This is a genomic window from Actinospica robiniae DSM 44927 (assembly GCF_000504285.1).
In the GTDB taxonomy this organism is placed as follows: domain Bacteria; phylum Actinomycetota; class Actinomycetes; order Streptomycetales; family Catenulisporaceae; genus Actinospica; species Actinospica robiniae.
In genome coordinates this window covers 6,235,756-6,261,897 of sequence record NZ_KI632511.1, presented here as the reverse complement: position 1 = coordinate 6,261,897, position 26,142 = coordinate 6,235,756, and the positions used below count along the sequence as shown (strand labels likewise).

The window sequence follows — 26,142 nt, the reverse complement described above, 5'->3', positions numbered from 1 at the left end:
GGAGGGATGACGGGCGGCACAGTCGACGCGAACGCGCAGGCGGGCGGAGGCGAGCCAGTGAGAGTGGGCATGGATGGACGTAGGCGTCGGTAAGAGGCGCAGTGGCGGAGAGGGTCTGAGCGTGGAAAACGGAGTCGATTGGGCGCTGACGAAAGCGGAGTAGCGGACCCACGGACGTCTCGAACTCGGTAGCCTGCACGGCGTCTGAAGCATCGACGAGACCGGACGGCAGACGAAGGGCGGGGCGGCACCATGGGCGACGGCGGTAGGGAGGAGACCCCGGAGCATTCGAAGAACGGGGAGCGCCCGGGGAGCCTTGAACGCGAGGAGAGCTGGGACAGGCGGCGCGATGGGGAGGTCGACGGCGCGTTCCGTCGAGCGCAGCGGGGCGATGGAAGCGAGCCGCGCGCGGACGCCCCGGCAGACGCGCGTGCGGACGCCCTGGCGGAAGAAGGCCAAGGCCAGCGGGCCGGCAGCAACCCTGCCAACCAGGACGACGACGGGGGCCGGTGGACCGTCGGTAGCGTCAGCCAAGGGCAGGACGAAGACCAAGGCCCGGATCAGGACCAAGCCCCGGCCCCCCATGACGAGCACACCCACCACCCCGGCCACCGCCACACACCCGCCTGCGACACCGGCTGCTGCGAGCGGCTTGAGGCGGAGGGGGAGGCGGCGATGGCGCGGCTTCTGCTCGACTCCGGGGATCTGGCGCACGCCGCTACCCACGTGGGCGGCGCGGTCGGGAGCGATCCGGGGCTGCCGGAGGCCTACGAGGCGCTGGCGGCACTTACCTCACTTGCCGGCGGAGCTTCGGAGGCTCTCGCCTACTTCCCCGCCACACTCCGCTACACCGGCTCGCTCGCTTGCCGTGCGGCGCTGCTCGCCGCCACAGGGGCGGCTTCGGAGGCCGTCATGCTTCTCGCGGCCGTCATGGGGGCCGCTCCGACGCAGCCTTGGGCCTCGGTGGCTTGGCTTTCCCGGCCGGAGCTGGCCGATCTGGTTTCCGCGGACGCCGTCGCTTCGTCGCTGGCTCACGTCACGCAGGCGCTTGACGATCCGGCCGCGCCGGCGGTTCGGGCTGTCGTGGAGCCCTATTACGCGCTCGTGCGGGCGGTTGCGGCCCGGCATCCTTCGCATCTGCAGCTTCTGGCCATGGCTTCGAGCTTGGCGCGTCGGCTGGATGACCTCGATGCCGCCATCGCCTGGGCCAAAACGGCCTTCTCCTTCCGCATGCCCGACAATGGCGCTGCGCTCGGCGTCGTCATGCTCGGCAGTGCGCTGCGACGTGCCGGACGGCCGTCGGAGACCATCGATCTCTGGTACGCGACTATCCGCGCCGAGCCTTCGCAGACCTACCTCGCCGTCGACCTGGCTGAGACTCTCGCCGCTCACGGGCGGGTCGAGGAGGGTATTGCCGTGCTCGAAGAGGTCTTGGTGCGCGAGCCCGACCATGAGAAGGCTGGGCCATCCGTCCATGCGCTGCGCTACCAGGCCTCGCCGGACGCTCGGCATCTGCTTGCGCTCTACGAGCACCTTCAGCGCCATCCCGATCACGACTTCGCCGAGTACCTGCTTCAGTCTCACTGCGGCGGTAGGCCCTGGCTCGGACACGTGGACTGGGCTACCGAGGCCTTGACCAACGGCGTGCGGCAGCTCATCGAGCGTTACGGGCCTGCTTATCCGTCGAAGGTGGAGACGCGGCTCTCCGGCATCGAGCCGCCGAGTGCCGGGCTGGCAGGGCGCTTCGCCGCGCCTGGGCTTTCGATCATCGCCGATCAGGTGCCGGTGCCCGACCCGCGCTTGGCGACGCGGGTGGTCACCACGCAGGTGTGGCGGTACGAGGGGACCACGCCCCTTCCCGCTGTACCCGCGCCGTCGGAGCGGGCGTTGGCGCTTGCGCGGGAGCTGGCTGCGCCTCGCTGGCCCTATCCGCCCGCGCTCTACGACAGCGCCCTGCCACTCGGCGAACTTCCCCTCTCCGATCTACTCGGACTTCTCGTGCACCCGCCGGAGCCTTCGACGGCGCCGTGGCAGAACGGGTATGCCGCACAGGCTCCGGACGTGTGGGTACGAGCGATTCAGGCGCTCGCGTGCTTGGGCATTGCCCATCACCAGCCGTCGCAGCCGTGGGTTGACTCGGTGCGGCGGGAGGTCCTGCTGGACCTGCTCGACGGGCCGGAGGACTGGGTCTGCGAGGCGGCCGCGTTCGCGCTCGTCGCCGTGGGCTGGGCGTTCCCGCCGGCGCGGGACGAGGTGGCGTCCCGGGTGATCGCTCGCCTGCGGGCGGGCACCGAGGCGGCGGCCACGCGCCCGGTGTCGATACTCGCGTCGCTGTGCCGGCTCGCGCTGGCTTGCGCCTGGCTGGAGCCGGGCGTGGTCGCCTCGCTCCGGCGGCTGCTCGAGCAGATCATGGCGGACGAAGAGGACGGCGACGGCTGAGCGATCGGGGGCGGGTGAAGAACTTGGTTCGAGGGCAAGAGCGTCAACCTGTAAGCTATCGCCGCGCCCTCGTAGCTCAGGGGATAGAGCAACCGCCTCCTAAGCGGTAGGTCGCGCGTTCGAATCGCGCCGAGGGCACCCACTCACCAGCGGGCGGAGTCCGTCTCGACTCCATCGAGCCCGCCACCACCCACCCCCTACACCTACGCCTACACCTCCGGCGCCGGAGTGGGCGAGGCCAGGGTGTTGGTCAGCCACTGGAGCGCGGGGGCTATCTCGGCGTTCCAGGTGGCGAAGTTGTGGCCGCCTTCGTTGCGCAGCAGCGTGGAGGTGTGCAGGGGGGTGCCGCGGGTGAGGCGTTCGAACTCGAGGACTGAGGGCAGGTCGTTCTCGCCGCTGAGGCTGGTGGCCAGCAGGACGGCGATGGGGGGCTTGGGGAGGTTGCGCACGCGCCACATCGGGTCGTTCTCGTCGCGGAACTGGCGGGTCTGGTACAGGTTGCCGGTGGTGATGTCCTCAGGAGCGTTGTAGTCGCCGGACAGGGACACGGCGGCGCTGAAGCGATCGGAGTTCATCATCGAGACCTTCAACGCGCAGTCGCCGCCGGTGCTGTCGCCCATCAGGCCCCAGGCTCTCGGGCCGTCGGCTACGCGGGGGTAGGCCTGCTCGACGGCGGCGGGGATGTCCTGGGCCCAGAAGGTGTCGACTTGCGGGCCGCCGGGGACGTTCGTGCACTCGGTGTCGGTGCCGCCGACGCTGGTGGGCGAGGGCTGCGTCATCACCAGCACTATCGGCTTGTCGGTGTGGCCTTTGATGCCGGTCAGCAGGCGGTAGGGGTACTTCAGCCGGTCCTCCAGCGCGCTGAGGGTGCCGGGGTAGCCGGTGGAGACGATCGCGACCGGGAAGCGGTAGCGCGCGTACGCGGGCTGGAAGTACTGGGGCGGGAGGTAGACGATCGCCTGCGTGCTCAGGCCGGTGATCCTGCCTTGGATCGTCACGTCCTGGGTCTGGCCGGTCACCTCGGGGGCGCTGCCGCCGGGGACGTTCAGGCCGTTGACGGCTTGGACGGTGAGGAGGCGCTGCCGGCCTTGGGAGGCGCGGGCGACGAGGGGCCGGGCGTCGCCGGTGGAGGCGGGCGTCGCCATGCCGAAGAGCTCGTGCCAGGAGCCGTAGAAGCCGAAGTAGTCGTTGGCCAGTACGGCCACGAGGAGCACCACCATCAGCTGGGCGCCGCCCAACACGCCGATGCGGCCGAGTACGGCGCGCCAGTTCCGCTTCGCGAGCCTGCGCCACAGCAGGATCACGCCGGCGAACGCGGCGACGGTCGCGGCGGCCAGGAGCGCCGCGAGCAGGGTGCCCGTCAGGTTCATGCGCGGGCGTCCGCGTTCGCGTCGATGGTCTGGCCGAGCCAGTCGAGTTCGCCGAGAAGTGTCAGGCCTCGTTGTCGGGTGACCTTGAGCGCGCCGCTGGTCGCCCTCAGCCGCTGCGGGATGGCCCCTGCGCTCGGGTCATACAGCAGGCTGATGTTCGGAGTGGGGACGGACGCGAGGTACTTCCCGATGCCGGGCCAGCTCTGCTGCGGGTCGGTGTGGGTCCAGTCCCCTGCCGCGGCGGCGAGGCCGTAGTGGGACGGGTCCTGCACGGCCAGGTTCACCGCGGCCGTGCCGTCAGGGCCGACGCCGGCGATGCCCCAGTCGGGTGCGTACGGGTCGAGGCGGTAGTGCGCGGTCAGGGCGGCCTGCAGGTCCTGCGCCCAGAACAGCCGGCCCTGCCGGCCGTCGGGGACGTCCACGCCCGGGATGTCCTGCACGCTGCTCGTGACGACCGCCACCATGACCTGGTACGTGTTCGCGACCTGCTGATACGTCGCCGCGCTCAGGCCCGCCGCGCCGCCGGTCAGGTCGACGATCTCGACCGGGAAGCGGCGGTGCTCGTCGCGCCGGGTCGCGTAGTCGGCGGGCGGATAGATCTGGAGGCCGGCGTCCAGGCCGCTGCGCAGGCCACTGAGACGCGCTCCGGACAGGCCGGCGCGCGAGGCCCTTGGCCACCTGGCCACGCCGTCGAGTGCCTTCGCGTCGTATTGGCCCGCGTCCGCAGCGCCCCTGTCGGTGACGCTGTACTTCGCCGACGCCGTGCCGAACAGCTGACCCCAGGACGTGTAGAACCCGCCCCAGGCGTTCACCGCGAACAGGAACGTCGCCGCCAGCGCCAGCTGGGTGCCGAGCAGGAGGCTGCTACGGCCGATCAGCGCCTTGGCGCCGGAGCCGGCCAGCCTCGGCCAGAGCCACACCGTGGCCGCGGCCAGGGCGAGCGTGCCCACGCCTAACAGAAGCAGGAAGGCCTTGCCGTCGATCCGCATGCCTGCGACCCGCCTCTATCCTCCGGCCCGGATTCCGGGCACTCCCCAGCGGGCCGCGCGCGCGGCCCGTCATGCGTTCGCGCATCTCAGCTCTGCTTCGACCACTGCTCGTAGGCGTTCGCGACCTCGTCCACGTCGCCGTCCATCAGGACCCTGCCCGCCTCGATCCAGATCGCCCGATCGCAGGTGTCGCGGATCGCGCTCATGGAGTGGCTGACCACGAACACGGTGCCCGCGCTGGCGCGCAGCTCCCGGATCCGCTGCTCGCTCTGCTTCTGGAACTTCGCGTCGCCGGTGGCCAGCGCCTCGTCGATCATCAGCACGTCCTGCTCGCGCGACGCGGCGATGGCGAAGCGCAGCCGGGCGGCCATGCCGGAGGAGTAGGCCTTCATCGGCAGGCTCATCGCGTGCGGGTTGGTCTCCTCGATCCGGGAGAAGTCCACGATCCCGCGGTAGCGCGCGTTCGCCTCGGCCTTGGACATGCCCATGGCGAGGCAGCCCACGATGACGTTGCGCTCGCCGGTCAGGTCCGGCATCAGCGCGGCGTTGATGCCGAGCAGCGAGGGCTGGCCGTCGGTGTAGACGGCGCCGCCCTTCTCGGGCGGCAGCAGGCCGGCCACCGCGGCCAGGGTGGTGGACTTGCCCGAGCCGTTGCGCCCGATCAGGCCGATGCTCTCGCCGCGGCGGGCCACGAAGGAGATCCCGCGCACCGCGTGCACCTCCTTGACCGTGGGCGCGGCGCGGCGCACGACGATCCGGGAGAGCGCGCCGCTGGCCGAGCCGCGGCCGGTGCCGGCGCCGTGGATCCGGTAGATGATGTTGAGGTTGTCCACGATCACGGTCGGCTGATTGTTGGCCGCCTCGGCTCGCCGCTTGGCCCGCTCCTCGAGGATCTGCGTGCGCATCCGCTGCAGATCCTCTTCGGACAGGGTGTGCTCGGTCCCCACGCCCTGGATCGCGCGCAGGATCTGGCTGGGCAGGATGTTCGGGTTCTCAGCCACGGCCGTACTGCTCCTCCGCCTTCCAGAAGTACACGAACCCGCCGACGCCGGCGATCAGCGCCCACAGCACCAGGGCCGGCCAGGCGTGGCCGGGCTGGTGCATGGACTGGACCGCGGAGTGGTAGTCCGCCGGGCTCGGGTACGAGCTGGCCGGGGGAATGTGGATCATGCAGTTGCGCACGACCGTGATGAACAGGGCCGGCGGGTTGTAGTAGAGCACGAGCTCGACCCAGTGCGGCACGTTGCCCTTGGCCACCGAGGAGATGCTGTACATCACGCCGGAGAGGTACATCCAGGTACGGGTGAGGAACGGCAGCAGCTGCGCGGTGTCGGTGAGCACCGAGCCCATCCGCGCCACGACCATGGCCATGCCGGCCGAGAACAGCGTCAGCAGCGCCAGCGCCGGGATGATCAGCAGCCAGCGCCAGTTCACGCCCTCGCCCTGTATCAGCGCGACCACGCAGACGATCACCATCGAGAAGCCCAGCTGCTGGAGCTGGATCAGGGTCGAGGAGATCGGCAGGCTGGCCCGGGGGAAGTGCAGCGCCCGGATCAGCACGAGCTGGTCGCTGATCGAGCGCGAGCCGTTGATCATCGCGGTCGAGAGGAAGTTGAACAGGAAGACGCCGATGACCAGGAACAGCAGGAAGTCCGGCACACCGCGGCTGATGCTCAGCAGGATGCCGAAGACGAAGTAGTAGACCCCGACGTTGAGCACCGGGGTGAGCAGCTGCCAGAGCTGGCCGAGCCGTGCGTTCGAGTAGAGCGAGCGGTTCTTCGCGGTGGCGTAGCCGGTGATGAAGTGGCGCCGCTGCCACAGCACGCTGCCGTACTGGGACAGCGGCGGACGCTTGCCGCTCTGCCTGAGGCCGTACTTGCCCGCCATTCCGATGCCGCCGAGCTGGGCGTACTCGGCGTCGACCGGAGGAGCCGGGAGCTCCTCGATGACAATCTCGGCGGACTCGCTCACTGCCTTCGCCTGACTTTCGATCCATCCGTCGTGGCCCGCTCGGCTCCGCGGGCTCCGACGGCTAGATCACCGGCGGCCGGCCCAGTCGGGTCATCCGCCACACGGTGGTCCAGCTCATCGGCCGCCTCGGGCCGCACGGGGTGCGCCAGCCGGCCGCGAAGCCACGGAGCCAGACCCGGAGGATATCCCGGTTCCGCGTGCGGGCGAGGGTCAATGCCGCCCAAACTCCGAGATAAGCCGGAATGAGCACCCCTGGAAGATTACGCCGGGCGAGCCACACTCGGTTGCGCGCCACGTTGTACGCGTAGGTGGCGTGGCGGCTCGGCAGGGACTTGGGGTGCAGCAGCGTCAGATCGGCGCGGTATTCGATGGACCAGCCCGCGTCCAGCGCCCGCCAGGCCTGGTCGGTCTCCTCGTGGCAGTAGAACCAGTCGTCCGGCAGGCCGCCGACCTGGTCGATCACGGCGGTGCGGATGGCGCTGGCGCCGCCGAGGAAGGTGGTGACCTTGCTGGAGCGGTTGGGGTCGCCGACGCGCACCCGCGGCACGTGCCGGCGCTGCACCTCGCCGCTGACCGGGTCGCAGATGCGGAACGAGACGATGCCCAGGTGCGGGTCGGCCTCGAAGGCGGCGCGGATGCGCTCGGCGGCTTCGGGGCCGTCGAGCTTGCCGTCGTCGTCGAGGACGAGCACGGCCTCGGGGCGCTGTTCGGCCGGGAGCGCGAGCAGCAGGTCGAAGCCGCGGTTGCGGCCGCCCGGGATGCCGAGGTTCTCCGGCAGGTCGAGGGTGCGCGCCAGCTCGAGGCCGGGCAGCTGCGAGGCCTTGATGCCGTTGCCGACGACGACCACGTCGATCGGGTCGCCCTTCTGCTCGGCCACCGACCGGAGCAGGTCCTGCAGTTCTTCGGGGCGGTTTCCCATGGTCAGGATGACCGCGCCCAGTCGCATCGTGCCCACGCGCGCTCCTAGGACTTCAGCCGGCTCGAAAGCACGATGGAGACGAAGTGCAGCACGACCATGACGGCTGCGATGACGAAGAGCACGACCACGGCGGCCCGGGTGAACGGCTGGTTGTGCGCGAACAGGTCGGCGATCCCGGCCAGGAGCACCAGCAGCGAGGACTCGATGCCGACGATCAGCCGGTGCACCTTGAAGATCTGGGCGACCGAGCGCAGCTTGGCGGCGCCGGCGGCGCGCGGGGTGACCGAGCCCTCGGTGGCGGCGGTCAGGCCGGCCCGGGCGCGGGCGACGTCGACCAGGTCGCTCTCGGACTTGATCAGCAGCACGCACACCGCGGTGGCCAGGCCCAGCACGGCCCAGACGTCGGCGTGCAGGTGCGAGGCCCGGAAGCCGAGCCCGACCAGGAACGCGGCCTCGGCCATGTAGGCGCCGATCCGGTCGAGGTAGACCCCGACGATCGAGGTCTGCTGCCGCCAGCGGGCCAGCTCGCCGTCCACGCAGTCGAGCAGCAGGTAGAGCTGGACGAACACGGCGCCGAGCACGGCGCCGGCGATGCCGGGGATCAGCAGCGCGGGGCCGGCCAGCACGCCGGCCACGATCATCAGGTAGGTGTAGCCGTTCGCGGTGATCGGCGAGTTGACCAGCAGGCGGGTGGTGCGCAGGGAGATCTTGCGCATGTACATCCGGCCGGCCCAGTGCTCGCCGTTGCGGCGCTGCATCTTCTCCTGCGGCTGGACGACCGCGCGGAGTTCATCGAGCGTAGGTAGCGACATAGTCCTTCACCGCGTCGTGGATCTCGTCCGGGCTGAGATCCAGGTGCTCCAGAATGGTGTACCTACCTGGTCTAGTCCGCGGCGCGTAGGCTACCGCTTCGACGAACTGATCGATACCAAGTCCTAGATCCCCGGGGGTAACCGGGAGTTCATGGTGCGTCAGTACCCGGGCCATGTCGGCCGCGCGCTCGGCGTCGCCGCGCAGGTGCGTGGCGAAGGTCGCGCCGACGCCGCACTGCTCGCCGTGCTGGGTGGACAGCCGCGGGTAGAGCTGGTCTATCGCGTGGCTGATCTCGTGGCAGGCGCCGGAGCTGGGCCGGCTGGTGCCGCAGACGGTCATGGCCTGGCCGGAGAGCACGAGCGCGTCCGCGAGCACGGCCAGGAAGCCCTCGTCCGCGATGGTGCCGGGCTGGCGCAGCACGGCCTCGGCGGCGGTGCGGGCCATCGCCGCGGCCAAGCCGTCGACCTGCTCGCCGGTCTCGCGGTGGGACAGCTCCCAGTCGGCCAGGGCGGAGAGGTTGGACAGGGCCTCGCCGATGCCGGAGCGCACGAACCGGGCCGGCGCCTCGCGGACCAGGTCGAGGTCGACGAGCACGCCGATCGGGCTGGGCACGCCGTAGGAGCCGGTGCCCGCGTCGTTCTGCAGGGTCGCGACCGGGGAGCAGATGCCGTCGTGGGCGAGGTTGGTGGCGACGGCGACCAGCGGCAGGCCGAGCCGGGCCGCGGCGTACTTGGCGGCGTCGATGACCTTGCCGCCGCCGACGGCGACGAGCGTGTCGTACCCGGCCCCGGCTCCGCGGATCTGGTCGGCCAGGTCGACCGCGGCGTCCAGGCTGGCCCGGCTGACGGTGAACCAGCCGACGTCTCCGGGCAGGTCGGCGCTCAGCCGCTGGCGCAGCCGCACCCCGGAGCCCTCGCTGACCGCCAGGGCGAGCTTGCCGGAGACGGAGATGCGCTGATCGGCCAGGACGGTCGGCAGCTCGGAGGCGACTCCGGAGCCGATCCGCACCGCAGCCGGAGCCTGGATCAGCCGGCTGAGGACGGCCATCAGGCGCCCGGGGCCGACGCGGCCTCGGCCGCGGCGCGGGCGGCGAGGATGGCGCGCGCCTTGGCCAGGTCGTCGTGGTTGTCCACCTCGACCCAGTCGATCTTGCCGATGGGGGCGAGGTCGACCCGGAAGCCGCGGTCCACCAGCTCCTGGTAGCCGTCCTCGTAGTAGAGCTGCGGGTCGCGCTCGAAGGTGGCGCGCAACGCGTCGGCCAGCGGCTCGGCGGCCTCCGGCGTGATGAGCGTGACGCCGATGTACTCGCCGGCCGCGGCGGCCGGGTCCATCAGCTTCGTGATACGCCGAACGCCCTCGGCGGCCGAGCCGATCACCTTCATCTCCTCGTCCGCCAGCGACTTGACGTCGTCGAGGGCGAGCAGGACGCGGGCCTGCGGGTCGCGCTCGTGGGCGGCGAGCAGGGTGCGCTCGACCGAGACCGGGTGCACGGTGTCGCCGTTGGCCAGGATCACGCCCTGCTTGAACAGGTCGCGCGCGCACCACAGCGAGTACGCGTTGTTCCACTCCTCGGCCTTGTCGTTGAAGACCAGCTCGATCCGCAGTCCGTAGCGCTCTTCGAGCTCGGCGTGGCGGGCCTGCACGGCCTCGGCCCGGTAGCCGACCACGATCGCGGCCTCGGTCAGGCCCACCTCGGCGAAGTTCGCCAGGGTCAGGTCGAGCACGGTCAGGCCGCGCTCCTCATCCACCGGCACCAGGGCCTTGGGCAGCGTTTCGGTGTAGGGGAGCAGGCGGCGGCCGGCGCCGGCGGCGAGGATCAGTCCGATCATGGCCGACAGCTTATCGGCTTAACCGCCCGGTAGATACACGGCCGAGCCCCGTTCCCCCCTCGTTACCTCAGGTGTCGTGCCGGTGACGCCAGCCGGTCCAGGCGGAGGAGATCATCTCGGCCAGGTCGCGGGTGGCGCTCCAGCCGAGCTCCTCGCGGGCGCGTTCGGCCGAGGCGACCAGGCGGTCCGGGTCGCCGGGACGGCGCGGGACGATGACCGGGGGCAGGTCGATGCCGGTGTGGTCGAGGATGGTGGTGATGACCTCCTTGACCGAGGCGCCGGTGCCGGTGCCGAGGTTGAGCGTGAGCGCCGTCTTCGGGTCGCGGCCGAGCCGCAGCGCGGCGGCCACGTGCGCCTCGGCCAGGTCGGCGACGTGGATGTAGTCGCGGATGCAGGTGCCGTCCGGCGTGCCGTAGTCGTCGCCGAAGATCAGCGGGGCCTGGCCGGCTTCGAGCTTCTCGAAGACCATCGGGATGAGGTTGAGCGCGACCGGGTCGCCGAGCTCGGGGGCACCGGCGCCGGCGACGTTGAAGTAGCGCAGGTTGGCGTAGCCGAAGTCGCGGCCGGCCAGCTGCTGGGCGCGGGCGACGCCCTTGATCATCCACTCGCCGACGAGCTTGGTCTCACCGTAGGGGGACGCCGGCGTGCACGGGGTCTGCTCGGTGACCAGGTCCACGTCCACCTCGCCGTAGACGGCGGCGGAGGAGGAGAAGACGAACTTGTCGATCCCGGCGGCCACGGCCACGTCGAGCAGGGTGCGCAGGCCCTCCAGGTTCTCCTCGTAGTACCAGGTGGGGCGGTCGACCGACTCGCCGACGCGCTTCTTGGCGGCGATGTGGATCACGCCGCCGACCCGGTGGGTCTGGACCAGCTGCTCGAGAGCGGCGCGGTCGTGCACCTTCGCGATCTCGGCCGCCACCCCGTCCGGCAGCCGGTCCTTGCCGCCGGTGGACAGGTCGTCCACCACGACGACCCCCTCGCCGGCGGCGAGCAGCGCACGGGTCACGTGCGATCCGATATATCCGGCCCCGCCGGTAACAAGCCATGTCGTCATGTCGATGACCTTACTGGGAAGGTGGCGCCCGTTCGCGCCCGCGCTGTCACGCTTGCGCTACACACTCTAACAAAAATCAACATGAACGCCCATTGCTACACAGAAGCCGGCGGCCGGGCAGGCCGGACGAGCGGCTCGGGGGCAGACGGCTCAGTCCGGCAGCACCGGGGCGGCCGGACGGGTCCAGAACCGCACCGACTCGGCCACCGCGACCACGGCCAGATAGGCGGTGAGCAGCCAGATCGCCAGGCTCAGCGGGTTGCCGTGGGTCAGCCCGGTGCCGAGCACGACCACGAGCACCGAGCGGCCGAGGTTGCCGCCGAGCGCGACGGCGACCCAGCGGGGCATCTGGCCGGCCCCGGCGCGCAGCCGGTAGACGATGTCGTAGTGGTGGTAGATCACCGCGGCCAGCAGCGCGAACGCGGCCGGGCCGAGTTTCCGGTCGCCGAAGATCAGGCCGATCATCACGACGTAGGACACCAGCTGGATCAGCGGCGGGGCCAGCCAGCCCAGCCGGGCGGTGAACGGCTCGCGCGCGGTGGCCCGGATCGCCAGCGGCAGGTCGCACATCGCGCGCAGGGCGTCGATCGCCGCCGCGGAGCGCGGCCGGTCCGACCGCTGCGATCGCAGGACCCTGCCGAAGGTGGTGTAGAGGGCTGCCAGCAGGCCCCAGATCAGCAGCGTGGCGAAGACGATCCGCGGCCGGGTGAAGGCGGTCAGCAGCGCGATCAGGGCCCAGCGCTCGCCGATCGGCAGGATCACGACCTTGCGGGCCCAGTACCCGGGGCCGCGCCCCTCGGCCGGCTTGGCCGGGGCGTCGGCCGAGGCTATGCCCGGGTCCGGGCGTAGCGACTCGTGGTAGGCGAAGTCGATGTGGTGGCGCAGGGTCTGGAGCACCATGGCCGCCGAGGCCAGCAGCCAGATGCCGTGGTCGCCGCCGCGGGCCGCGCCGAAGGCGAGGCCGGCGTAGACGGCGTACTCCTTGGCCCGGTCGAAGGTCGCGTCCAGCCAGGAGCCGATCCGGGAGAAGCGCAGAGCGTAGCGGGCCAGCTGCCCGTCGGTGCAGTCGAGCGCGAAGGAGAGGTAGAGCGCGACCGCGGTGCCGATGTACCCGGCCCGGGTACCGGTCATCGCCGCGCCCGCGCCGGCCAGCGCGACCAGCAGGGAGAGCGTGGTGACCAGGTTCGGGCTCCAGCCGTGCCGGGCGCACCAGCGGGCCAGGTACCGGGTCCACGGGGAGACGCAGTACGTGGTGAACAGACCGTCGTCGCTCTTGACCGCGCGACGCAGCCGGATCGCCTCGTCGTCCACCGACTCGATCTGCGCGTAGACGTCCTTGCGCGCCGAGAGCGGCGCGTCGACCAGGCGCATGACCAGGCCATCCGGCAGCGCGGTCTCGTGCACCTGGACGCCGCCGGAGCCGAGCCGCTCGGCGAAATCGTCGGCCAGCAGCGGCCGGGGCGCGGTGAGCCGGGCGGCCGGGGAGGCGCCCTCGACCCGATGCCCCGTCAGATCCGGCATCCCGCGCAGCTCCGCGGCCAGGCGCTCGCGGGCCTCGCCGGACACGCTGAGCACCCCGGGCGCGTGCGCGGCCTCCCAACGCGAGTCGAGCAGGGCCAGGCGCAGCGCGTGCGTGTGGGCGGCCAGCCGCGGATCCACCAGGGCGACCCGCCCACCGGCCGAGGCGCTGGCCACGGCGCGGGCGGTGGCGGCCGGTCCGTCCGCGGTGACCACGGTTATGCCGAGCCGGGCGAGAGCGGAGCGCAGTACGCCGTCGCCGTCCACGGGTTGCGGGCCGGTGAGCACGGCCGTGGGTGCTGCGGTGCGCAATGCACTTCTCCTAGCGCGTCGTTCCGTCGTTCAACTAAGGTTCACCCAACCAGCGTGCCCGCTCGGATCCCCGGGTATCGCCAGCAACCGTAGTGCGCGGGCCGATCGGATACCATCCCTGCGTAGGCCGGATGGGGGCCGGGCACGGTGGGCGGCAGACGATGTCGCCCGACAGCGCAAGTGAGGAAGTCTTGCCGGAGCACAACGAGGTACAGGCGCCGGACCTCTCCGTCGTCATCATCGGGTACAACGACGCGGCCCGGCTTCCGACGGCGGTGCGCTCGGTGCTCGAGCAGACGCTGCACAACGTCGAAGTGGTCATCGTCGACGACCACTCCGGCGATGACACCCCGAAGGTGGCCGAACGGCTGGCGGCGCAGGATCCGCGGGTGAGCTACCACCGGCTGCCGGAGAACAGCGGCGGCTGCTCCAAGCCGCGCAACACGGGCATCGATCACGCGCGAGGGCGCTACGTGATGTTCCTCGACTCCGACGACGTGCTCGACCGGCACGCGTGCCTGAACATGCTTCAGGCCGCCGAGGAGAACGACGCGGACCTCGTCTCCGGGCTCTGCATCCGACGGCACGTCAACCGCTCCGGACTCGTCGAGGACGTGCCGTGGTGGCCGGACCTCTACACCCGGCGCCAGGTGCTCGACTCCGTCGCCGACATGCCCGGCCTGCTTCGCGACACGCTCTCGACCAACAAGTGCTACCGGCGCGAGTTCCTCAACGAGCACGCGATCCGCTTTCCCGAGGGCTTCCACTGGGAGGACCTGCTCTTCTCCGCGACCGCGTATCTCAATGCGCGCAGGATCGTGCTGATCCCCAACCCGGTGTACTACTGGGAGGTCATGGTCCGGGCGGCGGCCAAGTCCATCTCCAACCAGCGCTCGAACATCGGCAACGTGCGCGACCGGATCGGCATCCACCGCCGGGTGGACGCGGTGCTCGACGGCTTCCCGGACGAGGCGGGGCGGGCCGAGATCAGGCTGGCCAAGGCGGTCAAGTTCATCGAGCACGACCTGGTGCTCTATCTGCGCGAGCTTCCGTATCAGACGCCTGAGTACATCGAGGAGTGCCGGGCGCTGTTCCGGGACTATCTGCTCACCCTGCCGCTGGAGCAGGCCTTCGCGCAGTGCGCGCACCGGGTCGCCGTGGCCGGCGCGTACCTGCTGGTGCGGGAAGACTGGCCGAACCTCGTCACCGTCAGCGAGAACCTGCTCGACCGCACCCGGATCACCACCGACCTGGTCGAGCGGGACGGGCGCGTCTACTGGTGCGACGACGGACACCTGGACGACGCGCTCGGCCGGATCGCTCTGGACGTGACCGAGGCCGGCTACCACCAGCTCTCGCTGGCCGAGTCGAACCTGGCCAGCCGGCTGACCGGGCTCGAGGTCGTCGCCTCGGGCCGGCGGACCGGGCGGATCAGGCTGACCGGCGAGACGGTCAACTCGCTCGGCCGCGTGCCCGCGGACGTTCCGCTGAGCGCGCACTTCGAGTTCGGTCCCGGCCAACGCGCGGTGCGCAAGTACCGGGTGAAGCTGACCGAGGTGCGGCAGGAGGGCAGCCGCATCCGCTGGTCCGGCGAGGTGGACGTCAGCCGCACGGTCCGGCCGCTGGGTGTGGTGGACCCGATGTTCGAGCTCCGGTTGCGGCTCAAGGCCGGAGACCTGGGCACGATGGCCACCCGGATCACCGCGATCGACCTGCCGCCGGGCGCGGCGCAGCTCGAGCTGCCGGCCCGCCCGCTGCTGACCAGGCTGGTCGGGGACCGGTGGACGGTGCGGATCAACCACCGCGGCGTGGTCACCCTGCAGCTGTCCGCGCGCAACTTCGTGGCGCGCAGGGTCAACGCGTCCTTCGAGACCAACGCCACCGGCACCGGCGGCGGCCGGCTGCTGCGGCTGGTGCGCCGGGGCATGCGCCTGGCGCAGAAGGCGAACCAGACCCGGGTCAAGCGGCGCGCGTTCCAGCTGTTCGCCCGGCTGCCGGTCAAGCGCGGCTCGGTGGTGTTCGAGTCGCACCTCGGCCTGTCCTACAGCGACAGCCCGAAGTACCTCTACCAGGCGCTGCGCCGGCACGAGTACACGGGCAAGATGTACTGGTCGTATGCCGAGAACGGCAACGGCTTCCCCAAGGAAGCGGCCCTGCTCCGACGGATGTCCTGGGGATACGTCTGGGCGCTGGCCCGGGCGGAGTTCTGGGTGGACAACCAGGGCTTCCCGCAGTGGATGGGCAAGCGCAAGCAGACCACGTACATCCAGACCTGGCACGGCACGGCCCTGAAGACCATGGGGGTCAACACCCCGCAGGTGCGCGCGATGCTGACCGAGCAGCGCGAGGCCCTGGTGCACGGCGTGGGCCGGTTCGACGCCTTCCTGGTGCGCTCCGAGTACGACATCAGGACCCTGGTGGACGCGTTCGAGATGCGGGCCGAGCCGCTGCGCACCGGCTACCCGCGCAACGACGTCCTGCTCGGCCCGGAGGTGGCCGAGCGCTCGGCCGCGCTGCGGGCCCGGTTCAACCTGCCGGCCGATCGCACGGTGCTGTTGTACGCGCCGACCTTCCGGCAGCGCAGCGGCCGGTTCGAGCCGGGTTTCTCCTTCGAGGACTTCGCCCGCGAGTTCGGCCGCACCCACGTACTGCTGGTGCGCGCGCACTACCTCAACACGGTCGCGGTCCCGCCCGCGGCGCGCGGCGCGGTCCAGGACGTCTCGCACCACCCGGATGTCAGCGAGCTCTTCCTCGCCTCGGACGCCCTGGTCACGGACTTCTCCTCGGTCATGTTCGACTACGCGCTGCTGGACCGCCCGATGCTCTTCTTCGCGGCGGACAAGGCGGACTACACCCGGGACCGGGGCACCTACTTCGATCTCGCGGCCGAGGCGCCGGGTCCCTACTCCACCGACCCGGAGGCCTTCTTCAAGTCTATCAAGGCCCTGACGGTGGAGGACTCCCACGCCGAGACCCGGCGCGCCTTCGCCCGGCGCTACGGCGAATACGACCAAGGCGACGCGGCGGAGCAGGTCTACCGGCGCTTCTTCGCGAAGGGCGGGAAGTGATGATGACCGTGGACGAGGCCGCCGGGCTGTGCCCGAGCACCCGGGCCGCCACCCCGCGCGACGTGGTGATCGTGGCGAACAACATCGACGAGGCGGGCGGCGCCCAGCGCTGGACCCGGTCGATAGGGGACATCCTCGCCGCGCGCGGCCACCGGGTGCGGCTGGTCGGCCTGGGCGCGGTGGCCAAGCCGCACGACTACGCCGCCGAGCACGACGGCCCGCTGCCGTACGAGACCAGCGTGCTGCATCCGCGGCCGCTGCGGGCTGTCGCCCCGCCTTCCCCGTACCAGCGGGTGGTACAGCCGGCCGTGTCGCTGCGTCGGGCCCGCTGGAGCGCCCTGCAGCACCGCGGCGCGGCCGCTCTGAGCGGGATACTGGCCCCGCTGGACCCGCGCAACGCGGTGGTGGTGTGCGTGCAGGTGCTCGCGATGGAGTGGGTCGCTCTGGCGGACACCCGCGGCATCCCGGTGATCGGGATGAGCCACGAGTCCTACTCCGCGTCGATGAACTCCACCCGTGGCAAGCGGGTGCAGACCCTCTACCGAGACCTGCCCCGGTTCGTCGCGCTGACCGAGCAGGACGCGATCGACTGGACCGTCTCGGGCGGGATGAACAACGCCACGACCATAGCGAATCCACTGCCGCTGCCCGCTTCCGGCGGCGCCGACCCCGCTGCGCACACCTGCGTCGCACTCGGCCGGCTGAGCCAGGAGAAGGGCTACGACCTGCTGCTCGAGGCGTGGGCCCAGGCCGTGCTCGCCCGGCCGGAGACGGACTGGCGGCTGCGGCTGTACGGCGACGGGCCGGACCGGGCCGGGCTCGAGGCTCAAGCGGCCCGGCTGGGCGTGGCCGACTCGGTGGTCTTCGAAGGCGCGACCGATCAGGTCCGCGAGTCCCTGCTCGGCGGCTCGCTCTTCCTGAGCGCCTCACGCGCGGAGGGCTTCCCGATGACGCTGCTGGAGGCGCTCTCGTGCGGCCTGCCGTGCATCGCCTTCGACTGCGCCCCGGGCGTGCGTGAGATCCTGCGCGGCGACGAGCCCGACGGCGACGGCACGACCACGGTCAACGGCGTACTGGTCACACCCGGAAACACCGAGACCTTCGGCTACCAGCTCGGCCGGCTGATGGACGACGCCGAACTGCGCGCGAAGCTGGCCGCGGCCGCGCCCGGATCGGTGGCCCGGTACTCCCCCGAGGTCATCGGCGAGCGCTGGGACCGGCTCTTCGATCTCGTCCAGCGCTGACGGACCGGGCCGCAGCGCCCGATGAACGTCAGTGGTCCGCCGTCGGCAGCGCCAGCGTGAAGACGGCGCCGGGCCCGGGCACCGCGTTGCCCGCGGTCACGGTGCCGCCGTGCGCCTCGGCGACCTGGGCCACGATGGCCAGGCCGAGCCCGGAGCCGGGCCGGTCGCGCATCGCGGCGGAACGGTAGAAGCGGTCGAAGACGTGCGCCAGGTCGTCCGGCGGAATGCCCGGGCCGTGGTCGCGCACGGTGAGCCGGCCGTCGGTGGCCAGGGCCAGTTCGATCAGGCCCTCGCCGCCGGAGAACTTGGCCGCGTTGTTCAGGATGTTGCCCACGGCCCGCTCGAGCCGGTCGGACGCGGCGACGACGGTGCACGGCCGCAGGTCGAGGCGGAACTCTATCTTCGGCCAGTGGCCCTCGGCGCGCTCGACCACGCGCCGGGTCAGCTCGTCCCAGCGCAGGTAGGCCAGCACCGGCTCGCGCTCCTCGCCCCGGGCCAGCTCCATCGTGTCGGCGACCAGGCCGGTCAGCTCGTCGATGCCGCCCAGCAGCGAGGCGATGACCCGCTTGCGGTCCACCGGGTCGAGCCGGTCGAACTTGTCGAGCACCTCGGCGTTCATCCGCAGCGAGGTCAGCGGCGTGCGCAGCTCGTGCGAGGCGTCCGCGACCAGCTGCCGCTGCCGGTTCGTGGCGTCCTGGACCGCGGCCAGCATCGCGTTGAAGCTGGTGGCCAGCCGGCCGAGCTCGTCCCGGTCCGCCCGGCCGCCCAGCTCGATGCCGCGGGCGAGGTCCCGGGGCTCGGCGGCGATGCGCTCGGCCGCCTCGGTCAGCCGGGCCACCGGGCGCAGCGCGGTCCGGGTCACCCACCAGCCCAGCGCGGCCGACAGGACGATGCCGCCGAGGCCGGCCAGGCCCAGTTCGAGCCCTATCTGGTCGAGCTCGGCGTTCAGGCCGGTCGTCGGCAGCGCGACCTGCAGCGCCTCGCCCTTGCCGAGCTGCACGGTGTAGAGCATCAGATCCGTGCCCTGCACGTTGACGTCGCGGTAGCCGGCCGGCGCGGTGCCCGCCGCGATCAGCCGGTCCTCGGCGGTGACCGGCAGCTGCAGCTGGCCCGTGGTCGAGGCCTGCACCAGCTGGCCGGTGTCGCCATTCTGGTAGACCATCTGCGTGTCGGTGACGGAGTCGCCGAAGCCGCGCTGGTAGCCGGGCCACCGGGGCAGCGGCTTCACGGCGGGCAGGGGTTGGCTGGACCGGCGCACGTAGGTGGAGATGCTGGTGGCCTGCTTGGCCAGCTGCGCCTGCATGTTGTGCACCAGCTCGGACCGCAGCGCCAGGTAGGCGAAGCTCACCCCGGCGCCGATGCCCACGGACACCGCGAGGGTGGCCGCGAGCGTCATCCGGGTGCGCAGCTTGCCCTTCTGCCGCCCGAGCGAGGAGCCCCAGCCCCGGCGCGGTCCGAGCCGCAGTCTCACGACGGCGTCCGCAAGGTGTACCCCACCCCGCGCACGGTGTGGATCACCCGCGGCGCGCCGCCCGGCTCGGTCTTGCGCCGCAGCACGGAGATGAACACTTCCATGGAGTTCGAGCCCGGCACGCCGTCGTAGCCCCAGACCCGGTCCCGGATCAGCTCCCGGGTGACCACCCGGCCGGCGTTGCGCAGCAGCAGCTCGAGCAGGTCGAACTCGATCTTCGTCAGGTCCTCGGTGTGGCCGGACCGGCGCAGCTGGCGGGCGCCGAGGTCGAGCACCAGGTCGCCGCAGCTGAGCAGGCCCGGGTCGACCAGGGGCTCGGAGGTGGCGCGGCGCAGCAGGGCATTGATCCGGGCCACCAGCTCGGCCAGCGCGAACGGCTTGACCAGGTAGTCGTCGGCGCCGGCGTTCAGGCCCATCACCCGGTCCTGCACCGCGTCGCGCGCGGTGAGCATGAGCACCGGGGTGCGGTCGTTGGCCGCGCGCAGGGCCCGGGCGACGCCGAGGCCGTCGAGGCCGGGCATGGCCACGTCGAGCACGATCAGGTCCGGCGGCGAGACGCTGACGGCGTTGAGGGCCTGCGCTCCGTCCGCCGCGAGCGCGACGCCGTAGCCCTCGAGCTTGAGCGCACGCCCCAGGGCCTCGCGCACCTCGCTGTCGTCCTCGACGATCAGCAGTTCCGCAGCATCAGTCGTCGCCATCACGGCACCAGTCTGGACGAACCGCCCAAAAGACTGCTGAGAACAATGTCACGGAATGGAATCGGGCCCCGGCGTTCGGCATGCGGCCGAATGCCGGGGCCCGAGCCCGGGATCAGCGCTCAGCCCGAGGTCGGCGCGCCGGTGGGGGCGCCGGTGGGGATCAGCGGCTTGCAGACCGAAAGCGCCTGGGCCACCTTGGGATCGGCCGTGCTCAGGCCGCCGAGGTAGCGCGCGTCACCCGTGGCCGGAGCGGTGGGCCGGGCGGTCGGTATCGCCTCGCCCTGCTGGCTCATGCAGTTGCGGAACGCGGTCAGCCGGCTGTTGTCCGCACCGCCGCCGAAGCCCCCGCCGAACCCGCCGCCGCCGAAGGCGCCGGTCGGCCGGTCCGAGGCGCACGCCGCCGCGGCCGCCGCCATGCTCGGGTCGGCCGAGGCGAAGCCGCGGCCGCCGCCGAAGCCGCCCGTGGGGCGCGCGGTGAAGCCGCCGGCCGGCCGGGAGAATCCGGCGCCGGGCCTGCGCCGGCCGCCGAAACCGCCGAAACCGCCGCTCGGCAGGGTCACCCCGTGCGCCGAGAGGCACTGCGTGTACGCGGAGTAGGCCGAGTTGCCGCCGCTGCTGCTCGCGGAGGTGGCGGCCGCCGTGCTCGAGCCGGAATTCGAGGCGCAGCCGGCGATCAGACCGACCGCGGCGACGCCCGCCGCTGCCGATACCAGGGTGCTGACGTAGATCCGCTTCATGGGTACCCCGCCTACTAGGACGAATCAGTTCGTTGCTGCCGTGATGGAGGTGGCGGCCACGGTTCCGCCCGAGTCCGCGGTGCCGGCGATGGTGACCGTCTGGCCCGGCTTGATCTGGCTGAGCGAACCGCTGGAGGAGACCTTCACCGTGGTCGAGCCCGTGGTGGTCACGGTGTAGACGGTGCCGTCGGCCGCGGTCACGTACAGGGTGCCGCCGCTGACCACGGTGACGGTGCCGCTGATCGAGTTGCCGGCGCTCGCGGTGCCGCCACCGCCGTACCCGCCGCCACCGAAGCCTCCGCCGCCGAAGCCGCCCCGGCCGGTGCCGCCGGTGGGCGCGCCGGTCGCGCCCGCGCCGCCGCCGCGGCCGAACGCGGCGGCGAAGGAGCCGGCCCGGCTGGAGGCGGAGGAGGACCCGAGGTGCTTCTGCGCCAGCGCCCCGCCGATGAACCCGGCGGCGACCAGGACCGCGCCGGTCAGGGCCAGGGTGACCCGGGGCAGCTTGGCCTTCGGCGGCCGGGCCGCGAGCTCCTCGGCCAGGTCGTCCGCACGCGGCGGGATGGCCAGCAGTTCCTCGGCCGACATCTCCTGCGTGCCGGTCTTGCTGTGCGGCTCGGCCGCCGGAGCCTGGGACACGGTGCCCTCCTTGGCAGTCGCGGTCTTCTGGGACGCGGTCTTACTCATGGCGCAGCGCCTCGATCGGGTGCAGCTTGGCCGCCCGGTTGGCCGGCAGGGAGCCGAAGACCAGTCCGATCACCGCGGACACGCCGAACGCCAGCGCGATCGAGGTGGGGACCAGCACGGGTTTGATGCCGTCGATGGTGAAGCGGGATCCGATGATGCCCACGAGCACGCCCAAGGCGCCGCCGAACACGGACAGGAACACGGCTTCGATCAGGAACTGGCCGAGGATCGCGCCCTTGGGCGCGCCCAGGGCCTTGCGGATGCCGATCTCCCGGGTCCGCTCGGTCACCGTGACCAGCATGATGTTGGTCACCCCGATTCCGCCGACCAGCAGGGAGATCGCGGCCACCGCGGCCAGCAGCACGGTGAAGGTCTGCGTGGTGGACTGCGCGGTCGAGAGCAGCGAGGACTCGTTGGTCACCGTGAACTGCTCGGTGGAGGTGCTCTCGTGCAGGTAGTCCAGTAGCAGGTTGGTGACCTCGGCCTGGGCCGCGCTGGTGGAGTCGGCGGTGGTCGCCTGCACCGCGATCTCGCTGAGCGAGCCGAAGCCGGTGAGGCTGTCCTGCACCGTGCTCAGCGGCGCGAGCGCCACGTCGTCCGGGTCGTCGAAGGTGCTGCCGCCGCCCTTGGCCGCCAGCACGCCGACCACGGTGTAGGGCACGTTGTTCATGTCGATCGTCTTGCCGATCGGGTCGATCGAGGCGAACAGGTCGGTCACCACGGTCTGGCCGATCACCACGTCCTTGCGCGCGTGGTTGACGTCGTCGGTGCTGAACGAGCTGCCCTGGCTGACGGTGTAGTTCGACATGGACAGGTAGGCCGGGTAGGTGCCGACCACCTGGGAGATGGTGGTCGAGGCGCCCTGGAAGGTGGCGGTGACCGAGGTGGTCGCCACCGGCGCGACCACGGCGACGTCAGGGTCCTGATCGGAAGTGGCCAGGTCCTGGGCGATCGCCGGGGTGAGGTCGCCGGTCGAGCCGACGTTGCCGCCGCGGGTGGAGGCGGCCCGGCCGACCGTGCCGCTCTGGTGCGTGACCAGCAGCAGGTTCGAACCCAGGCTGTTGATCCGGGCTTGGACCGCCGCGCCGGAGCCCTGGCCCACCGCGATCAGCAGGATGACCGCGCCGACGCCGATCAGGATGCCCAGGGTGGTCAGGCCCGAGCGCAGCTTGTTGGCCCGCAGTCCGCGCACGGCGAACCGGAAGACTTCGCGGATCCGCATGTCAGATCGCGCCTCCCGGCAGCGGCGCGGTCGGGAGGTCCGCGCCCTTCGGGGTGTGGTCGGCCTCGGCCGAGCCCAGCTTCGGCGGCAGGCCGCCGACCGGGCTCAGCCGCCGGTCCTCCACGATCCGGCCGTCCACCAGGCGCACGAAGCGCTTGGCGTGCTCGGCGATGTCCTCTTCGTGGGTGATCACCACGATGGTGCGCCCGAGCGCGTTGAGCCGGTCGAACAGGCCCATCACCTCGTAGCTCGAGTGCGTGTCGAGGTTGCCGGTGGGCTCGTCGGCCAGGATCAGCGAGGGCGCGTTGACCAGTGCCCGGGCCACCGCGACCCGCTGCTGCTGGCCGCCGGAGAGCTGGTTGGGCAGGTGCTCGACCCGGTCGGAGAGCCCGACGAGCTCGAGCGCGGCCAGCGCCCGGCGGCGCCGCTCCGGACCGCGCACCCCGCCGTAGACCAGCGGCAGTTCCACGTTCTCGAACGCCGAGGTGCGCGGCAGCAGGTTGAAGGACTGGAAGACGAAGCCGATCTTGCGGTTGCGCACCAGGGACAGCTGCGCCTCGTCCAGGCTGCCGATGTCGATCCCGTCGAGCCGGTAGCTGCCGGCGGTGGGGATGTCGAGGCAGCCGATGATGTTCATCATGGTGGACTTGCCGGAGCCGGAGGAGCCCATGATGGCCACGTAGTCGCCGTGCGGGATGTCGAGGTCGACTCCGCGCAGCGCGTGCACGGCCGCGTCGCCGTCGCCGTAGACCTTGGTCAGGGCGCTGATGTGGACGGCGCTGGCCCGCGCGGCCGGCAGCGGCTGTGTCCGCGTCGCCGGGCCGGTCTCGCCGCGCCGGCGCGCCGCCGGGACGGAGACCCGCCGGGTCACCTCCCGCCGCCGAACCCAGCGCCGCCGAAGCCGCCGCCTCCGCCGAACCCGCCGCCCGTGCCGATGCCGCCGAAGCCGCGCCCTGTGGTGGACGAGCCGGTGCCCGCGCTGATGGTGAGCAGCACGGTCTGGCCCTGGGTCAGGCCGCTGGTGATCTCGGTGTCGGTGGTGCCCACGACGCCGGTGGTGACCTTCGTCGGCACGTCCCGGCCGCTCTCCACCACGGTCACGAAAGAGGTGGAGCTGGTGGTGGTGACGGCCGAGGTCGGCACGTACAGCACGTTGGTCGCCGAGCCGGTGGTGATCAGGATCGACGCGGACTGGCCGGGCCGCACTCCGCTGGGCGCGGCGCTGCTCAGGCTCAGGGTGACCGCGTACTCGACCACGTTCGAGACGGTGGTGGAGGTGGGCGAGATGGTCTGGACCTTGGCGTCGAGGGGCCCGGCGGTGCCGGCGTTGAGCGTCACCGTGGCGGCCTGGCCGACCTTGATCGAGTTGATGTCGGTCTCGGAGACGTCCGCGGTGATCTGCAGCGCGGAAACGTCCGCCATGGTGATGAAGGCGGAGGAACTCGAGCTGCTCGAGCCGGTCGAGGACGAGGTGGAGCCGGTGCCGGTGGAGCTCGAGCCGCCGGAGCCGGACGAGGCGGACGCGCCGGTGGTGGAGGAGCCCGCGCTGACCTGGCTGCCGACCTGGCCGGCGATGGACAGGATGGTGCCGGCCGAGGGGGCGGTGATGGTGGTGCCGTCCACCTCGGTCTGCGCGTTGTTCACGGCGGCCTTGGCCTGGGTGACAGCCTCCTGATCCTGTGCCAGCGCACTGGGATCGACGTAGGCGCTCAGCGCCTGCTGGTCCCTGGCGCTCTGCAGCGCGTTCTCGGCGTTGCTCAGGGCGCTTTCGTCCTTGGACAACTGCTCCGCCGCGACCTTGCCCGACTTGTCGTCATCGACGGTCTGCTGGTCCGCGGTGACGGCGGCCTCGTCCGACCTCAACTGATCGTTGTTCACAGCCTGCTGCTGTGCGGACGGACCGTCCTGGGCCTTGGCCAGGTTGTCCTGGGCCACCGTCAGCTGCTCCTGGGCCTCGGTCAGAGCCAGATTCGCCGCGGTGGCGTCGACGGTGGCGAGCTTCTGCCCGGCCGTGACGGTCTGGCCGACGGTCACATCGACCGCGGTGACCTTGCCGGCGGCGCCGAACGCGAGCGAGGACTGGGAGGCCAGGGCCAGGTTGCCGGAGGCGGAGACCGAGGCGGTCACCGGGCCGCGCAACACCGTGGCGGTGCGGGTGAAGGAGCTCGCGGAGGCCGAAGAGTCCGCGCCCACTTCGAGGTACGCGGCGACCCCGGCGCCGACCAGGACGACGGCCAGGCCCGAGTTCAGCGCCACACGGCGGCGCGAGGACCGAAACGACTTCATGGCCCGGAGTCTCAAAGTTCAGGCTGAAACAAAGGTGAAGCCAAGCCCGTTCTTAGACTACGTTCAGTGAACTGTTACCGCGTCCCGACAATCGCGCCTTTCGATCACCGCGCGCATTCGCCCGGCGATCAACGGTATTCGCGCAGCCGCGGCGCGAAACCGGACAGGACCAGGAGCGCGATGACCGGCGCCCAGACCGCCGGCAGCCACTGCCAGGGGCCCAGCGCGGTCCGGCCCGAAGCCATCGCGGCGTTGAATGCGGACTCGTTGTCGGCCAAAGCCCCGCGGAGCGCGGTGATGTACTTTTCAAAGTCCGCCTGCGCGTCGCCGAGCTCGAAAGACACCGGGATGGCGAGCTTGTCGGCCTTGCTCTCCCCGGCTTCGGTGCGCAGGGTGCTGTCATCTCCGACGAAGTCCTGGTAGGCCTGGTCGATCGACGTCGGGGTGCCGCTGGAGAAGATGAGCTCGTCCAGGCCGAAGATCGTCTGCTCCTGCTGCTCCAAGTCCTGCGCGTCGTCCGAGGCCGCGCCGACGGTCTGCCCGGATCCGTAGTGCCCCGCGCCGACGTCGAGCAGGAAGCGCCCGTCCGCGGCGCGCATCTGCGCGGCGTCCGCCTGCACCTGCCAGAGTTCGACCATGGCACCGGAGGAGGCCGCGTTCTGGGCCGTGTAGTCGCCGCGCGCGGACTGGACCTGCACGATGAGGCCCACGCCGAACCCGATGGTGAGCAGGGTGGCCAGGAGCAGGCTCGGGTTGAACCGCCGCATGAAGCGGCGGCCGAGCTCGCGCTGGACGAAGACGAGCATGAGCAGCACCAGGGCCAGCAGCACGGCCGCCACGGTGATCAGTTGCGTGGACAGACCGAGCTTGCTCACCGACGCGGCCTCGATCGTGCCCTGTTCGGCGCCGATCAGCTGCGTCGCGAGGGCGAGCACACCGCTGTTCTGCTCGGACAGCAGGTCGACCGCGTGCTGATACGTGCCCAGCGCCTCGGCGGAGGGCTGTGCCGGATTGCGGCCGTGGGCCAGGGAGTCGACGTACATCGCGTCGTCCACGGCGTGCTCGTACGCGGACAGGCCGTTCTCGATCTGGATGAGGAGCTTCGATCCGTCCGGCACCGCGTCGATGCCGGAGCCGATCAGGGCCAGGTTCGTGTTCGCGTCCTCGATGTCGTGCTGATACGCGCCGTACGCGGTCGCCCGATTCTCGCCGAGCCCGCTCTGGTCGCCGACCAGCAGCATGGTCACGACCTCGTTGTCGAGGTCGGACAGGTCGTAGGAGAGCCGGGCCGAGGCCTCCACCCCGGGCGCCGTGCCCGCCCCGATCGTCGTGAAGCCCGCCCGCAGTCCGCCGAGCTCGCCCGCCAGGACCAGCCAGGCGACCAGTACCAGCGCGATCGGCACCGCGATGCCGGTCCACAGCCGTACCGGAGTGCTTATCCGCGTGTCGAATACCCGTTTCTTCCCCGCCACATCGCCACGATAGCGCTCGCGCGCCCCCGGTGCCCCAGCCGCCCGT

21 protein-coding genes and 1 tRNA gene are annotated in these 26,142 nt (G+C 71.4%); 4 read left to right on the top strand and 18 right to left on the bottom strand.

The window, feature by feature from the left end; translation table 11 throughout:
* Positions 1–252 precede the first annotated feature (252 nt).
* The gene (locus ACTRO_RS26760) at positions 253–2,439 is read left to right on the top strand and encodes a hypothetical protein (RefSeq protein ID WP_051451443.1); all 2,187 of its coding nucleotides are present in this window, start codon (positions 253–255) and stop codon (positions 2,437–2,439) included.
* 65 nt (positions 2,440–2,504) lie between these two features.
* A tRNA-Arg gene (locus ACTRO_RS26755) sits at positions 2,505–2,577 on the top strand.
* Between the two features lie 71 nt (positions 2,578–2,648).
* Here ACTRO_RS26755 and ACTRO_RS26750 read toward each other — a convergent pair.
* The 10 genes from ACTRO_RS26750 to ACTRO_RS26705 all read right to left on the bottom strand — a co-directional run bounded on the left by ACTRO_RS26750 (position 2,649) and on the right by ACTRO_RS26705 (position 13,214).
* Positions 2,649–3,809, bottom strand: a complete 1,161-nt coding sequence (locus ACTRO_RS26750) for an alpha/beta hydrolase (RefSeq protein WP_034267403.1) — start codon at positions 3,807–3,809, stop codon at positions 2,649–2,651.
* Entirely contained in the window at positions 3,806–4,798 is a 993-nt protein-coding gene (locus tag ACTRO_RS26745; protein ID WP_034267400.1) for a hypothetical protein, read from the bottom strand. Before ACTRO_RS26745 ends, ACTRO_RS26750 begins: the two co-directional genes overlap by 4 nt.
* Before the next feature lie 86 nt (positions 4,799–4,884).
* Positions 4,885–5,703, bottom strand: coding sequence for an ATP-binding cassette domain-containing protein (locus ACTRO_RS26740; protein WP_034276901.1), 819 nt, complete (start codon positions 5,701–5,703; stop codon positions 4,885–4,887).
* 88 nt (positions 5,704–5,791) lie between these two features.
* On the bottom strand, positions 5,792–6,769 hold the full coding sequence (locus tag ACTRO_RS26735) for an ABC transporter permease (protein WP_051451442.1): 978 nt from the start codon (positions 6,767–6,769) through the stop codon (positions 5,792–5,794).
* 61 nt (positions 6,770–6,830) lie between these two features.
* Complete coding sequence (locus ACTRO_RS26730; RefSeq protein WP_034276897.1) at positions 6,831–7,715, bottom strand: glycosyltransferase; 885 nt, start codon at positions 7,713–7,715, stop codon at positions 6,831–6,833.
* 17 nt (positions 7,716–7,732) lie between these two features.
* The gene (locus tag ACTRO_RS26725) at positions 7,733–8,500 is read right to left on the bottom strand and encodes a CDP-alcohol phosphatidyltransferase family protein (protein WP_034267398.1); all 768 of its coding nucleotides are present in this window, start codon (positions 8,498–8,500) and stop codon (positions 7,733–7,735) included.
* Positions 8,478–9,548 (bottom strand): iron-containing alcohol dehydrogenase family protein, encoded by a 1,071-nt coding sequence (locus ACTRO_RS26720; protein ID WP_034267395.1) that lies wholly within the window; start codon positions 9,546–9,548, stop codon positions 8,478–8,480. The genes ACTRO_RS26725 and ACTRO_RS26720 overlap by 23 nt, the downstream gene beginning before the upstream one ends.
* Positions 9,548–10,330 (bottom strand): phosphocholine cytidylyltransferase family protein, encoded by a 783-nt coding sequence (locus ACTRO_RS26715; RefSeq protein WP_051451441.1) that lies wholly within the window; start codon positions 10,328–10,330, stop codon positions 9,548–9,550. Before ACTRO_RS26715 ends, ACTRO_RS26720 begins: the two co-directional genes overlap by 1 nt.
* Before the next feature lie 67 nt (positions 10,331–10,397).
* Positions 10,398–11,384 carry a UDP-glucose 4-epimerase GalE gene (gene galE / locus ACTRO_RS26710; protein ID WP_034267392.1) on the bottom strand — a complete coding sequence of 329 codons (987 nt, stop codon included), beginning with the start codon at positions 11,382–11,384 and terminating at the stop codon, positions 10,398–10,400.
* A gap of 150 nt (positions 11,385–11,534) precedes the next feature.
* Positions 11,535–13,214, bottom strand: a complete 1,680-nt coding sequence (locus ACTRO_RS26705) for a DUF5941 domain-containing protein (RefSeq protein WP_211244419.1) — start codon at positions 13,212–13,214, stop codon at positions 11,535–11,537.
* 191 nt (positions 13,215–13,405) lie between these two features.
* On the opposite strand from ACTRO_RS26705, the gene ACTRO_RS26700 reads away from it, so the two are divergent.
* A complete protein-coding gene (locus tag ACTRO_RS26700) occupies positions 13,406–16,282 on the top strand; it encodes a bifunctional glycosyltransferase/CDP-glycerol:glycerophosphate glycerophosphotransferase (protein ID WP_034267389.1) in 2,877 nt (958 codons plus the stop codon).
* Positions 16,282–17,526, top strand: a complete 1,245-nt coding sequence (locus tag ACTRO_RS26695) for a glycosyltransferase (RefSeq protein ID WP_051451439.1) — start codon at positions 16,282–16,284, stop codon at positions 17,524–17,526. Before ACTRO_RS26700 ends, ACTRO_RS26695 begins: the two co-directional genes overlap by 1 nt.
* 28 nt (positions 17,527–17,554) lie before the next feature.
* On the opposite strand, the gene ACTRO_RS26690 is transcribed toward ACTRO_RS26695, so the two are convergent.
* From ACTRO_RS26690 to ACTRO_RS26655, 8 genes are all read right to left on the bottom strand, one after another.
* A complete protein-coding gene (locus ACTRO_RS26690; RefSeq protein WP_051451438.1) occupies positions 17,555–18,997 on the bottom strand; it encodes a sensor histidine kinase in 1,443 nt (480 codons plus the stop codon).
* Positions 18,994–19,695: a response regulator transcription factor gene (locus tag ACTRO_RS26685; protein ID WP_034267386.1), complete on the bottom strand. Its 702-nt coding sequence runs from the start codon at positions 19,693–19,695 to the stop codon at positions 18,994–18,996. The genes ACTRO_RS26690 and ACTRO_RS26685 overlap by 4 nt, the downstream gene beginning before the upstream one ends.
* A 119-nt stretch (positions 19,696–19,814) precedes the next feature.
* Entirely contained in the window at positions 19,815–20,432 is a 618-nt protein-coding gene (locus ACTRO_RS26680; RefSeq protein WP_051451437.1) for a hypothetical protein, read from the bottom strand.
* A gap of 24 nt (positions 20,433–20,456) precedes the next feature.
* Entirely contained in the window at positions 20,457–21,116 is a 660-nt protein-coding gene (locus ACTRO_RS26675; RefSeq protein ID WP_051451436.1) for a hypothetical protein, read from the bottom strand.
* Positions 21,109–22,338, bottom strand: a complete 1,230-nt coding sequence (locus ACTRO_RS26670; protein ID WP_034267383.1) for an ABC transporter permease — start codon at positions 22,336–22,338, stop codon at positions 21,109–21,111. Before ACTRO_RS26670 ends, ACTRO_RS26675 begins: the two co-directional genes overlap by 8 nt.
* Position 22,339: 1 nt before the next feature.
* Positions 22,340–23,137: an ABC transporter ATP-binding protein gene (locus tag ACTRO_RS26665; protein ID WP_084317161.1), complete on the bottom strand. Its 798-nt coding sequence runs from the start codon at positions 23,135–23,137 to the stop codon at positions 22,340–22,342.
* Positions 23,138–23,205: 68 nt separating this feature from the next.
* A complete protein-coding gene (locus ACTRO_RS26660) occupies positions 23,206–24,624 on the bottom strand; it encodes an HlyD family secretion protein (RefSeq protein WP_034267380.1) in 1,419 nt (472 codons plus the stop codon).
* 128 nt (positions 24,625–24,752) lie between these two features.
* A complete protein-coding gene (locus tag ACTRO_RS26655; RefSeq protein ID WP_034267377.1) occupies positions 24,753–26,096 on the bottom strand; it encodes a hypothetical protein in 1,344 nt (447 codons plus the stop codon).
* Between the last annotated feature and the right edge of the window lie 46 nt (positions 26,097–26,142).